At 40.3% G+C, this 13,015-nt stretch carries 15 protein-coding genes; 14 read left to right on the top strand and 1 reads right to left on the bottom strand.

Features of this window, described 5'->3' with window-relative positions; genetic code table 11:
* Positions 1-200 precede the first annotated feature (200 nt).
* The 6 genes from ACFSR5_RS12290 to ACFSR5_RS12315 are packed head-to-tail and all read left to right on the top strand — an operon-like array spanning position 201 to position 4,205.
* Positions 201-959 carry an MlaE family ABC transporter permease gene (locus ACFSR5_RS12290; protein WP_380904163.1) on the top strand — a complete coding sequence of 253 codons (759 nt, stop codon included), beginning with the start codon at positions 201-203 and terminating at the stop codon, positions 957-959.
* 7 nt (positions 960-966) lie between these two features.
* Positions 967-1,740 (top strand): ABC transporter ATP-binding protein, encoded by a 774-nt coding sequence (locus ACFSR5_RS12295; protein ID WP_380904165.1) that lies wholly within the window; start codon positions 967-969, stop codon positions 1,738-1,740.
* Positions 1,741-1,746: 6 nt separating this feature from the next.
* Positions 1,747-2,739 (top strand): MlaD family protein, encoded by a 993-nt coding sequence (locus tag ACFSR5_RS12300; protein WP_380904167.1) that lies wholly within the window; start codon positions 1,747-1,749, stop codon positions 2,737-2,739.
* 50 nt (positions 2,740-2,789) lie between these two features.
* Entirely contained in the window at positions 2,790-3,479 is a 690-nt protein-coding gene (locus tag ACFSR5_RS12305; protein WP_380904169.1) for an RluA family pseudouridine synthase, read from the top strand.
* Positions 3,480-3,533: 54 nt separating this feature from the next.
* The gene (locus tag ACFSR5_RS12310) at positions 3,534-3,803 is read left to right on the top strand and encodes a hypothetical protein (RefSeq protein ID WP_380904171.1); all 270 of its coding nucleotides are present in this window, start codon (positions 3,534-3,536) and stop codon (positions 3,801-3,803) included.
* 9 nt (positions 3,804-3,812) lie between these two features.
* On the top strand, positions 3,813-4,205 hold the full coding sequence (locus ACFSR5_RS12315) for a DUF983 domain-containing protein (protein ID WP_380904173.1): 393 nt from the start codon (positions 3,813-3,815) through the stop codon (positions 4,203-4,205).
* A gap of 7 nt (positions 4,206-4,212) precedes the next feature.
* Here the strand turns inward: ACFSR5_RS12315 and ACFSR5_RS12320 are convergent, their stop codons facing one another.
* The gene (locus ACFSR5_RS12320) at positions 4,213-4,503 is read right to left on the bottom strand and encodes a DUF4286 family protein (RefSeq protein WP_380904175.1); all 291 of its coding nucleotides are present in this window, start codon (positions 4,501-4,503) and stop codon (positions 4,213-4,215) included.
* A gap of 267 nt (positions 4,504-4,770) precedes the next feature.
* Between ACFSR5_RS12320 and ACFSR5_RS12325 the strand changes: the two genes are divergently transcribed.
* From ACFSR5_RS12325 to ACFSR5_RS12360, 8 genes are all read left to right on the top strand, one after another.
* On the top strand, positions 4,771-6,570 hold the full coding sequence (locus ACFSR5_RS12325) for a S9 family peptidase (protein WP_380904177.1): 1,800 nt from the start codon (positions 4,771-4,773) through the stop codon (positions 6,568-6,570).
* 3 nt (positions 6,571-6,573) lie between these two features.
* Positions 6,574-8,247, top strand: coding sequence for a sensor histidine kinase (locus ACFSR5_RS12330; protein WP_380904179.1), 1,674 nt, complete (start codon positions 6,574-6,576; stop codon positions 8,245-8,247).
* An 8-nt stretch (positions 8,248-8,255) separates the two neighbouring features.
* Positions 8,256-8,954 (top strand): response regulator transcription factor, encoded by a 699-nt coding sequence (locus ACFSR5_RS12335; RefSeq protein ID WP_380904181.1) that lies wholly within the window; start codon positions 8,256-8,258, stop codon positions 8,952-8,954.
* A gap of 132 nt (positions 8,955-9,086) precedes the next feature.
* Positions 9,087-9,560 carry a transcription elongation factor GreA gene (greA, locus tag ACFSR5_RS12340; RefSeq protein ID WP_380904183.1) on the top strand — a complete coding sequence of 158 codons (474 nt, stop codon included), beginning with the start codon at positions 9,087-9,089 and terminating at the stop codon, positions 9,558-9,560.
* Between the two features lie 368 nt (positions 9,561-9,928).
* Positions 9,929-10,348: an HIT family protein gene (locus ACFSR5_RS12345; RefSeq protein WP_380904185.1), complete on the top strand. Its 420-nt coding sequence runs from the start codon at positions 9,929-9,931 to the stop codon at positions 10,346-10,348.
* Positions 10,349-10,485: 137 nt separating this feature from the next.
* Positions 10,486-11,145, top strand: coding sequence for a DedA family protein (locus ACFSR5_RS12350; RefSeq protein WP_380904187.1), 660 nt, complete (start codon positions 10,486-10,488; stop codon positions 11,143-11,145).
* Positions 11,145-11,687: an inorganic diphosphatase gene (locus ACFSR5_RS12355; RefSeq protein WP_380904188.1), complete on the top strand. Its 543-nt coding sequence runs from the start codon at positions 11,145-11,147 to the stop codon at positions 11,685-11,687. The genes ACFSR5_RS12350 and ACFSR5_RS12355 overlap by 1 nt, the downstream gene beginning before the upstream one ends.
* A gap of 8 nt (positions 11,688-11,695) precedes the next feature.
* The gene (locus tag ACFSR5_RS12360; protein WP_380904190.1) at positions 11,696-13,012 is read left to right on the top strand and encodes a hemolysin family protein; all 1,317 of its coding nucleotides are present in this window, start codon (positions 11,696-11,698) and stop codon (positions 13,010-13,012) included.
* The last annotated feature ends 3 nt before the right edge of the window (positions 13,013-13,015 follow it).

Below are 13,015 nucleotides of genomic sequence, written 5' to 3' on the forward strand. Positions count from 1 at the left end.
TTTCTATTTATTTTATGGTATGACTGGCTGTTTCGCTGTAAGGTTTAATCATCCGATCAAAATTGTAAACAAACGGTAATTATTTTCGTTTATTAATTATTAGCAAACCTCGACTAACATAGAAACATAAAAGTTTGTACATTTGTCGGGTATTTTTTGAAGAGACATCTTAAGAACATCAGCTTTAACTTCATACTTGAATGGGAAGTAAAATAGAAAAACTACTTATCGAATTCGCGAGGATTCATCGGTTTATGATGAGTTTTTTACGCGAAGCGGTATCTCCACCTTATGAGTTCAAGGAAATTATTCGTCAATGTTACGAAATTGGTTGGAAATCCTTTCCGCTAATTAGTTTGACGGGCTTTATTGTCGGATTTGTGTTTACAAAACAATCTAGGCCTTCCTTAGAAGAGTTTGGGGCAACATCGTGGTTGCCAGCGCTCATTTCTATTGCAATTGTGCGAGCTTTGGCACCTTTGGTCACAGCACTTATTGCGTCCGGTAAAGTCGGTTCACAGATTGGCGCTGAGCTCAGTTCAATGAATGTGACTGAGCAGATTGATGCTATGGAAGTGTCGGGTACAAATCCAACCAAGTTTTTGGTATCTACCCGAATTATCGCCACTACGTTTATGATCCCTGTTCTTTGTTTCTATGTCGCGGGTATCGGGTTGCTTGGTGGTTATTTGAGTATTACCTCGAAGGACGACCTCAGTTTTTTAGCGTTTTTTACGCAGGTATTTGAATCCATTGATATTAAAGACATATTCGCCATGGTTTTGCGCGCTGTGGTGTTTGGTTTTACCATTGGGTTCGCGAGTTCATATGTGGGGTATTATTCGTCGAAGGGTACTGAAGGCGTAGGAAAGGCGGCGAACAGCGCTGTCGTTTCGTCGATGTTTTTGGTGTTTATAGAAGAGTTGTTAATCGTTCAGCTATTATCATTGATTAATTGAAGTCGAGATGAAGAAAGACAACGTAAAAATCAATTATGAAGACGTGGTTATCCATGTTGACAACGTTAGTAAGTCGTTTGGCGATTTGCACGTTTTGCGCGACGTAAATCTGCAGTTGTACAATGGAGAAAATTTAGTCGTATTGGGACGATCAGGTACTGGAAAATCGGTTCTTATCAAACTGATATCCGGTCTGTTGGCACCCGATAAAGGAGATGTGCATGTGTTAGGCGAGATTGTGAATCGGTTGGACGACCGTGAATTACGCACCTTGCGCCAACGAATTGGATTTTCTTTCCAAAACAGCGCGCTATATGATAGTATGACTGTTCGCGAAAATTTAGAATTTCCATTGGTGCGCAATAAGCGTAACTTAAGTCGAGGTGAAATTAACAAAGAGGTAGAAGAGGTATTAGAAGGTGTTGGACTTTTACGTGCTATAAATCAAATGCCTTCTGAGTTATCCGGAGGGCAGCGTAAGCGGATAGGTATCGCACGTACACTGATCCTGCGACCAGATATTATGTTGTACGATGAGCCCACGGCGGGGTTAGATCCGATAACATGTCTTGATATTAATACACTTATCAATGAAGTGCAGGAGCGGTATAACACGTCATCAATTATTATTACCCACGATTTGGCTTGTGCGAAGATGGTCGGAGATCGGATGGTAATGTTGCTGGATGGAAAATTTGAGAGGCAAGGCTCGTTTAAAGAAATTTTCGACACGGAAGATGAGCGTGTCAAACCATTTTATGATTATAATTTTATTGTTTAAAGATATATGAGTGCAAACGAAAGAAAGCGTACGCTTACGGTTGGTTTATTTGTTTTAATCGGCCTAGTTATTCTAGTAGCGGGAATTCTAGTATTGGGTACCCAACAAAATAAATTCAGTAAGAACTTGGTTGTTACGACCTATTTTCACGATGTGAAGGGTCTGAAAGTCGGAAATAACGTATGGTTCTCCGGCGTGAAGGTGGGGATTGTCAAGGAGATCAAATTTCAGAGTATTGACGACGTAAAAGTGGTCATGCATATTGAGGAGAAATCCAGTGAGTTTATTCGAGAAGATGTAGTCGCTAAATTGGGTTCTGATGGGTTGATCGGTAATGCGATTGTGAGTTTAGTTGGCGGTTCGGACAAAGCTTCGCCGATTAAGGACGGCGATGTCTTGAAATCGGTTGGTGGAACCGATACCGACGCTATGTTTGCAACGCTGCAAACCAATAATGAGAATCTCGTGGAGATCACGAAAAATTTTGCAGTGCTTTCGAAGCAGATGGTAGAAGGGAAGGGTACAGTAGGAGCATTGATGACCGATTCGACGATTGCATTGTCTTTGAAGGGGTCGGTTAACTCTTTAAACAAGGTCATGTCCGATGCTAATAAGGCGTCGGCAAATTTGGCTATTTTGATGAATAAACTAAACAGCAATCAAGGACTGATTCATGATTTGACTACCGATACGGCCGTCTTTGCAAGCTTGCGGGAATCTGCGGCGCAATTACAAGGAGTTACACAAACGGCTTCCGCGCTCATGGCCAATTTGAACGCGACCTCCGCTCGGCTGAATGATAAAGATAATGCTATTGGTGTTTTGACTAATGATCCAGAGGTCGCAGCGGAGATTAAACAGATTTTGCAGAATTTAAACTCGAGTACGGAAAAGCTTGACGATAATATGCAAGCTTTGCAAAGCAATTTCTTATTCCGAGGTTATTTTAAAAAGCGGCAAAAGGAACAAGATCGAGCGGCTCAAGATTCGATTAAATAGATGACGATTGAAGGCTTACGTAAAGAAGCGGTTTATTTTTGGAAAAGACAATGCATATAACAGATAAGGACGTTATCTATGAGGATAATCACTACATCGCCATTAACAAGCGAGCTGGTGACATCGTGCAAGTGGACAACACTGGAGATAAATCCATGGAGGACATGGTGAAAGAATACCTGGTAAAGAAATACCAAAAACCTAATGGTGCTTTTGTCGGCGTGATTCATCGTTTGGATCGACCGGTAAGTGGTATGATTCTTTTTGCGAAAACCAGCAAGGGACTCGATCGAATGAACCGTCTGTTCCACGACCGTAAAGTGTCGAAAACATACCTTGCTGTTGTGCGCAACCGTCCGCCACAATCGCAAGGAACAATAAAAAATTGGTTGCTCCGTGATCGGAAAAAGATGATCACGAAAGCTTATGATCGGGAAGTAAAAGGTGGAAGTTTCGCTCAGCTTGACTATGAAGTTCTAGGTGAAGTAGAAGGATACACCTTACTTAAGGTGATCCCATTGACCGGACGTACCCATCAGATTCGTTGCCAACTCGCCTACATGAATTGTCCCATCGTGGGCGATAATAAGTACGGTTATCCGCGAGGGAGCTTGCGTCGGACGATATGTCTACATTCTAGAGCATTAACATTTATTCATCCGATTAAGGAGGAACCTATTTACATAGAGGCCGCTTTACCAATGGACGGCTTTTGGGAAAAGTTCAATGTGTTACTCTAGTTGTATGCGTTGTTCAAAATAGGAGTATTAGACTATTTTAGGTACATTTGTATTATGATTTCAAAACGATCAATTCCTGTATTTGTCACCACGTTGTTGATCCTTGGCCTCTTTTTTTATAGGGACGCCGCTGCACAATGTGCTATGTGTAGTTTAAATGCTGAGAATGGCACGACAAATGGAAATACGCAAGGCAAGGGACTGAACGACGGTATTCTTTTTTTGTTGGCTATTCCATATTTGATCACTGTGGGAATTGGTCTTCTTTGGTACAAAAAATACCGCAAAGCGCAAACAAAGCAAATTTCACCTTTTGAGAAATAATCATTTGTCATGACCCCTTCTAAGTTTAGTGCATTGATACAATCGAAGTGCCCGCGTTGTCGAATAGGAAAAGTCTTTGAAGGACCTATTTACGGCATGCGAAAACAGCGGATGCATGAACATTGTCCGCATTGTGGGTTAAAGTTCGAGGTGGAACCTGGTTATTTTTATGCTGCGATGTATGTCAGCTATGCATTTTCCGTCGCAGAGGTAGTGAGTTTAGGGCTTGCGACTGCTTTTTTGACCAAGAGCGAGTCTCCCTGGGTGTATATTGGGGTGCTTTTTGCGGCTATTTTACTTTTCGCTCCTTTTAATTTACGTTATTCCCGCTTAGTGCTCTTGCATTATCTGTCTCCGAAGATCACCTATAATCCCAATTATGCTAAGCGAGACGATCGATAAGAATCGTCTAATTCAATATAAGATATTGCATTTTGCTTTCGAACAGAAAGGCTTTTTCTGAATGGTTTGCTGTAATATAAAGGTGTAACATGGGAACGATCTCTTGTTGGAAGCTCGCTAGCTGCTGTTCATCTGCCGCGACATACTGCACACAGTATGTTGTTCCTTCGTGAGGGGACTCCAACATCTTAAGAAGTTGGACGTCGTAAGTTGATTCCTGAAGTTTTTTTCTCAACCAAGTATATAGTTGATCATGATTGCTGTCCTCGACTATGATAGAAATATTGTATAAAATCATATGCGAAAGTACAAAAATAACTGAAGTTTCGACGAGCGGGCGAGAAAGCTTTGTGCAGGTATAGCCGGCAAAGGTTGTTCGCCTCGACTGCAGAAGGTTGCCTGTAAAAATAAGGTTGCATATTCGGTATATTAGTAAAAATTAGCAATATTTGAAGTGGAATAGGATTAGTATATGTTTAGATTTTTGCCTTGGGTGTTTTTCGTCTGTGTGTTTTGTGTTTCGATTTCGTGTGGGTATAGACAGCACGCCAATGACCTAATACCTGTGGAGGACTTTTTTGTAAAACCAGAAAAGAGTAATTTTAAAATTTCTCCTGATGGTAGGAAGATTGCTTATTTGGGTGTTGATGACCATTGTAAGAATATCTTCGTTTTAGATGTGGAGGATAAGAAAAAATCAAAACAGCTGACCTATCAATCGGCTATGAACGTTCAATATTTTTTTTGGGCATCAGACTCTTTGATTATTTATTCCAATAGTCATTCACCTGGAGATAGTTTACGTTTGTTCTCTATCAACATCAGCACGGAGCGATCTACACCACTATTTCCTTCCAAGAAGGCTCGACTGCGTTGGTTAGCCCCGCAAACCCTGCACGGGAACTATTTATTGGCTTCGTTGAATGATAGGGATTCCACCGTGTTTGATTTGTATAAAGTGTTTGTGGACGGTTCTACGCCTCAATTGGTTACGCAAAATCCGGGGAACGTTTCGAATTGGTTCGCATCTCCGGATGGCAAAGTTCGATTAGCGGTGACGAGTGACAGCGTGCAGGAGAGTATTTTGTACCGACCGGACGGGAAGGGACCCTTTAAGCAGGTGACGGTCACGGACTATCAGACTCAGATTCAGCCCTTAGGTTTCGTCAAAGGATCGGCAAGTCACATCTACGCTTTATCCAATCACGGACGCGATAAACTGGCATTGGTGGAGTACAATGCAGCCGAAGGTCGGGAAGAGCGCGTCTTGTATAGTAATGAGGAAGTCGATCTGGAATCTGCTGGATATTCTGATAACTTGCAAACCATGGTGTTTAGTCAATACACTGTTGATAAACCTGAGAAACACTTTTTTGACGTACAGTTTCGGCGTAATTTTGAAAAACTATCTGCACAATTCAAAGGGCAATCTATTGATATATTGGATACCGATACCAGTTTAAACCGATGGATTGTCAAAATTTATACGGATGTACATGCGGGCGGAATCTATTTTTATGATGCAAGTAAGAATATTGTTAACCTATTAACAGACATCAATCCGAAGTTGTCTAAGGCAACTTTGTCCCCTAAAGAGCCGATCAGCTTTCAAAGTCGTGACGGACTAACGCTTCATGGATACCTTACGTATCCACGTACCCGAAGCCGAGAAGGGTTGCCGGTTGTCGTATTGGTCCACGATGGTCCGTATAGGAGGGAGAGTATCGACTTTGATGAGGAAGTGCAATTTTTGGCAGACCGAGGGTATCTCGTGTTTCAACTAAACTATAGGGGATCCGCAGGATATGGTAAAAAGTTTTGGGCATCTGGTTTTAAAGAGTGGGGCGGAAAGATTCAATCTGATATTATTGATGGTGTCACCTGGTTGATTCATCAAGGTATCGTTGACAAAAATCGAGTTGCGATTATGGGCAGTGGATTTGGGGGGTATTCTGCTTTACATGCGGCTACATACAATTCGTCTTTTTATAGATGTGCAGTATCGATGTCGGGTTATACGAATTTGTTTACTTATTTTAAGGAAATTCCTCCCCACCAGCAGCAATATGTTCGCTTGTTCTATAACATCATTGGGAATCCGAGTAAAGAATATGAAATGTTTAAAGCCATCTCGCCTGTTTTTCATGCTGATAAGGTCAAGATCCCGGTTTTGTTTGCGCAGGGAGGAAATGATAGGTTTAGTTCATTGACAGATGCTAATCAGTTTGTTCAAAAGCTGAAAAACAATAACGTACCGATTAAGTATATATATAGAGAAGATGAAGGTCGGCGGTTTAAGAGTGAAGAGAATATTATAAACTATTATCAAGAAGTAGAAGCCTTTCTTAAGGACTACTTGCAATAAGACATGGGATATAATCAGTTGAAATACCGCAAAAATTTTGGTTTGCTGATTGCATTCGTGGTTCTTGTTACGATTCTTTTTGTAGTGGCTATGTTGGCTGCACGGTCTATGATAGCAAATTTTATTGAATCTGAATTCAATAACAGAAAGGTAGAAATTTTCGATCAATCGGTGCAGCCTTTCAATGAATTTTTCAATGACAAGATTCCTGAAATATCGTATTATCAAGGCTATTTGGATTCTGTCAAAGCAGCGGCATATGTCAACGATATTATTCGTAGAAATGCATTTGTAGAACGTGTTCTTTTTTATGATGTAACAGTGACGAACTCCGATTCTATAGAGTCAGGGATCAAATATAACCATTTATTGATTTATCCCAAGAGTGTTATCTCTTTTGCCTTAGACGCGGAAAACAGGCTTATTGCTCAACGGAAAGAAAGCAATGAAACGCGCGCATTTGTGGAAGACTTCAATAGCATGGTTTTGAAATTTGTCGGATTTCTAGATCGAGTCAGTGACTCGACCCGGATGTCTGACAACGACATTTATAAGGTGTTCTATACGATGAATGCGGGAAAAGTGTCGTATATGAATATCCCACGAATCTCTGATTTATTGGCTTATAAGCGAATGATGTCTTCCTCCGACAATCCTATTGTATCGTATGATCAAGACATGTTCATGTTTTTGATTAATCCGAGTAGATTACAAATCAAAAACGTGGCAGCGAACCTTTATGAAAAGATTGAGATTTTACCGATTGTATCAGGACGGGTTACTGATCAGCATTTTTACTTAGAAACAGAGCTACCTCTTCCTGGAGCTCTATCTGATTATAAACTGCAGTACACCAGTTCGGAAGGGTTTATTAATAAAGAGATCAACCGGCGGTTTCTTCCGGTGAGTTTAGGTATCTCTATAATCTATTTGATCTTGATTTTTATTGCGTATCTCATTTATCGTAATATTACGATAAACGGCAAGTTATTTCAATTGCAGTATGATTTTATAAATAATCTGACACATGAGTTTAAGACGCCGGTGAGCGTTATCAAAATCGCAGGCAATAATATACAGAGCTCGGAGAAGCTGTCGACGGAGGAACAGCGGATGTACGGTAAAATACTTGATCAGGAGGCAGATAAGCTGAATAGCCTGATGAATAAACTACTTTCATTTGCGCAGATTGAGAATAAATCCATTAAGCCAAACAAGGAAGAGGTACATGTGGAAGAGTTTTGTGAACCGATTTTCGAAGCTGTCAAATTAAAATATCCAGATTTAAACTTTTCCTATCATATCGATGTCCAAAACAATATGGTTGTTGATACGACGTTATTGTTGAGTGTATTCCAAAACCTCATTGATAATGCATATAAATATTCGGAACCACAACGGAAATTTCTGCATATTGATGTGCAACAAAACAAAAAGAATTTTGTTATAAAATTTAAAGATCAGGGTATTGGTATAAATAAAAAGGAATTTAATAGTATTTTTAAAAAATTTTATCGAGTTAAGAACCAATTTAATCAACAAGGCAGCATAGGTTTGGGACTGGCATTTTGTAAAGAAATTGTTGATTTTATGGGAGGAGAAATCAAGGTAGAAAGTGTAGTTGGCCAAAGCACCACGTTCACCTTGCTTTTTCCGTTGGGGCCAAAAAAGAATTAAGAAGTATTATGAGTAAAGATATCACCATTGCGGTAGTCGAAGACGACGAAAATTTACGATTTCTGGTAGCCCATCGTTTGCTGACAGAAGGATACAAAGTTGTCCAAGCTTCTAACGGCTTAGAAGCGGAAGACATAATTTTGCAGCAAAAGCCTGCCGTCGTTTTGCTGGATTGGATGCTGCCGGGCAAGGAGGGGATAGAAGTTTGTGAAGCCGTTCGTCAAGCTGGTTTTGAGAACATCATTATCATGATGACCGCTAAATCGCAGGACGTAGACAAAATAGATGCGTATGCTTATGGTGTTACGGACTATATTACGAAGCCATTTAATATGGATGTCCTAGTGGCCATGATTGAGAACAAGGTACGTTTTTTTCTTCCGAAGAATAATGATATCTATACCTTTGGACAGACCGAGCATCATCCTAACATTCACTCACTCATTCGGGATGGAAGAAAGATCGAGTTGACTATTTTAGAAAATAGGATACTGCTCTATTTTCTACAAAATGTGGGGAAAGAGATTACGCGCGAGGAGTTAATGGAGGTTGTTTGGGGATACAGCTCGAACGTCAACACGCGGACACTGGACATGCACGTTGTGCGCTTGCGTAAGAAAATTGAGACAAATCCGGATAAACCTCATTACCTGCAGACAGTACGTGGGTTAGGATACAAATTCGTGGATACGGACGAAGAGGAATAAAAAGAAATTTGGTTTTATAAAAGTTGATCGCTATCTTAGCAATCAACGAACAAGACCATGTTGTCCTGCTGAAGGGCGGTGTGGTCTTGTCTTTTTTTTGTTTTTTTTGGAAATAAATATAGGTAAATAAATATGGCAGAAGTAACTTATTACACGCAAGAAGGATTAGATAAGCTGAAGCAGGAGCTGCAGCATCTAAAAACGGAAGGTAGAGCTAATATTGCTAAAGCGATTGCGGAGGCAAGAGACAAGGGCGATTTATCGGAGAATGCTGAATACGATGCAGCGAAGGAAGCTCAGGGTTTACACGAAGCTAAAATTGCCAAACTCGAAGAGGTATTGGCCAGTGCCCGTTTGATCGACGAATCCACGTTAGACACATCGAAAGTCTTGGCGTTATCCTACGTAAAGATCAAGAACAAGAAAAACAACGCCGTGATGACTTATCAGTTGGTTTCTGAAACAGAGGCCGATCTAAAATCCGGTAAGATTTCGGTTAAGTCTCCAATCGCTCAAGGTTTGTTAGGGAAGTCTGTAGGGGAGGTAGCTCAAATAGAGGCACCAGCGGGTGTGTTAGAGTTTGAGATCTTAGAAATCTCTAGATAAAAGCGTAAAGGTTATGTGCGGTATTGCCATAACCGCACATAATTTAGAGAGTAATATACGTAAACGGTCGCGATCAGCGACCGTTTTTTTGTGGACATCAAGAATTTTATGCGTGTCAATAATCTAATGTAGTACGAAAGTTTGGTTGAAACGCGTGTGTCTATTTCATTCTTTCCGTTGTTTTAGTCTAAGCTGTCGGTTCGGTAAAGGTAAAAGAACGTTAGCTGGTGCCTATTGTTGTTTAAGAATTGTTTCTTTTGTATAAATTTATATAACATGTACAGGTATTGGGCTCATATTGGATCGGATTTAATTGCATATAAAAGCAAATTTATCTAAGTTTGTTGTTATTCTTAATAAGATAGGGTATGTCCACAATTTTTTCAAAGATCGTATCAGGTGAGATACCTGCATATAAAGTAGCGGAAAGCAATGACTATTTGGCGTTTTTAGATGTCAACCCATTGACGCAAGGACACGTCTTAGTGATACCGAAAAAGGAAACCGATTATATTTTTGATATTCACGATGATGAATATATGGGAATGTGGGTCTTTGCGAAGATAGTTGCTCAAGGTATTCAACGCGTTTTTCCGTGCCGTAAAGTTGGTGTTGCTGTCGTAGGATTGGAAGTGGCACATGCACATATACATTTGATCCCCTTAAATCAAGTGGATGATATGAATTTCGCCCGGCCGAAACTGTCTTTGTCAAGCGAGGAAATGATATCTATTGCGGAACGTATTCGCGAAGCTATATCTAGAGTGACAAGTACCTCGAATTCATAATATCAGAAAGTTATTAAATTCAAAGAGATGTCTAGAGTAAGTAAGTTGGCCACCTATGATTTTCCTAGAGAAGAGCGCGGTCCTTTTTGCTTTTCTATCTCCGAAGTCATCGGGACACACTCGATTAAATAGAATATATGCAAGATTTGTGGCTGTCCTTTCAGCAATTGATGGATCCGGAGTATTTGCTTAGTCATGGAGGATTCTATATTGTTGTATTGATTGTCTTCGCGGAAACGGGACTCTTCTTTGGTTTTTTTCTGCCGGGAGATTATTTGTTGTTTTTAGCCGGTCTTTTTTGTGCGCTGGGTAAAATCGACGTAGACATTACCACTATGTATTTGGGTATTCTAGCGGCGGGTATTTTGGGGAATTTCACAGGGTACTGGTTTGGCTATCGAACAGGCCCTGTTCTGTTTAAACGTAAGGATTCCCTTCTTTTCAAACGTAAGTACGTCATTATGGCGGAAGAATTCTATCAAAAATACGGTGGAACTGCACTGATCATTGGACGGTTTGTTCCGATTATTCGTACATTTGCACCTATATTTGCCGGTGTCGTCAAACTAAACTTTAGAAAATTCGTCATTTATAATGTCGTAGGCGCGTTTTTGTGGGCGAGCTTGCTGACGTTGACTGGGTATTTTTTAGGGGTAAAGTTTCCGACAATTATTAATTATGTAGAGTATATCATTGTAGGTCTGATCGTAATAGCGTTCTTACCCATTGTTATTGCTTTACTAAAACGTTGGCTTAAAAGTAAGAAAGAAAACAAAACAAACAGTAATATTAGTTAATGAGTAAACAACATCCTTGGCATCAAATAGCTCCTGGGAGCGATGTGCCAAATTCCGTAAATGCGATTATTGAAATTACAAACGGTTCAAAGGGAAAATATGAACTGGACAAGGAAACAGGTCTGCTGCTATTAGATCGTGTTTTGAGTTCTTCTGTCGTTTATCCGGCCAATTATGGTTTTATTCCGCAGACTTATTGTGATGACAAAGATCCGTTAGATATCTTAGTCATTTGTTCTGTCGATATTTTGCCTATGACCTTGGTGGAAGCAAAGGTTATTGGTGTCATGAATATGGTTGACGGTGGCGAACAAGACGACAAGATCATCGCTGTAGCGAAAAACGATCCTATTTATAATTATATTACGGATATTGAGCAATTGGCTCCGCATGTGATGAAAGAAATCGTGCAATTTTTTGAAAGCTATAAGGCGCTTGAAAAGAAATCTGTGGTGGTGGAGGGCCTACATGGACGCGAGCGTGCCCAAGAAATTCTTTTGGAAAGCATCGAATTGTATAAGAAAGAATTCGGAAATAAATAAGTTCTAACATGGCCGTTGACGTTTTTTGGACTATATTTTTGGTTTTAGCTAATGGTTTTTTCGTAGCGGCGGAATTCGCTATTGTTAAGGTCAGAGCTTCGCAAATCGAACTGCAGGCAAAATCAGGAAGTAAAGTCGCAAAAATTGCAAAGAATATTACAGAACATCTCGACGGTTATTTAGCTGCTACACAGCTCGGTATCACATTAGCTTCTCTTGCTCTTGGGTGGGTAGGAGAAGCTGTTATGACCGAGATTGTACACAAGATATTCGGTCTTTTTGACATTGAATTGACGGGAACTATTGCGAAAAATTTGGGACATGTGCTGGCCTTTAGCATTATTACATTCCTACACATCGTTTTTGGTGAATTAGCTCCTAAATCGATCGCTATACAGCGTCCTGTGGCCACAACGATGCGCATTGCTGCCCCATTACAGTTTTTTTACTACATTTTTAAGCCGATTATTTGGATATTGAACGGTTTTGCCAATTTTTTATTGCGTTTGATGGGGATAGAAGTGCAAGGGCACGAAGCAAACCACTCGTCGGAAGAATTACAATATTTATTGGAAAAGGGAAAAGAAAGTGGTGCATTGAATAATGCGGAACACGAGTTGATTAAAAACGTGTTTGATTTTAACGAGCGCATTGTAAAAAACATCATGGTGCCACGTACTAAAATTGTAGCTATAGAGGTGGCCGATACGGCGGAAGACTTCATCAATACCGTGACGGAAGAAGGGTATTCCCGGATTCCTATTTATGACGATAATATCGATAAAATTGTAGGTATCGTGCATACCAAGGATATCCTTCCAATCATTGTAAAAGGGAAAGAAGTGGTACTCAAAGACATCATGCGGAAGCCTTATTTTATTCCTGAAACGAAAAAGATCAATGACCTGATGACTGAATTCCAACAGAAGAGGATACAGATCGCTATTGTTTTGGACGAATTTGGTGGTACGGCCGGGATGGTGACTTTGGAAGATATTGTAGAGGAATTGGTGGGAGAAATTCAGGATGAATACGACGAAGAAACGCCCGTTGTGGAACGTATTTCTGAGACAGAGTATATGGTCGATGCGGGCGCGAGCGTGCACGACGCTAATGGCTATCTTCCGTTGGAACTACCAGAAAGCTCCGATTATGATACCGTTGCTGGATTAGTCGGCCATTATTTTGAAAAGATACCTGATGTCGGAGAGACTAAAGAGATTGAAGGTTATTCTTTTACCATTATTAAAAAGACACAACAAAACATAGAATTTGTCAAATTGGAGTTGGTAGAAACGCCGCACGACGATATTGACGAAGATTAAGTC

Origin of the sequence: Sphingobacterium suaedae (genome assembly GCF_042684625.1) — a bacterium.
Lineage (GTDB): Bacteria > Bacteroidota > Bacteroidia > Sphingobacteriales > Sphingobacteriaceae > Sphingobacterium > Sphingobacterium suaedae.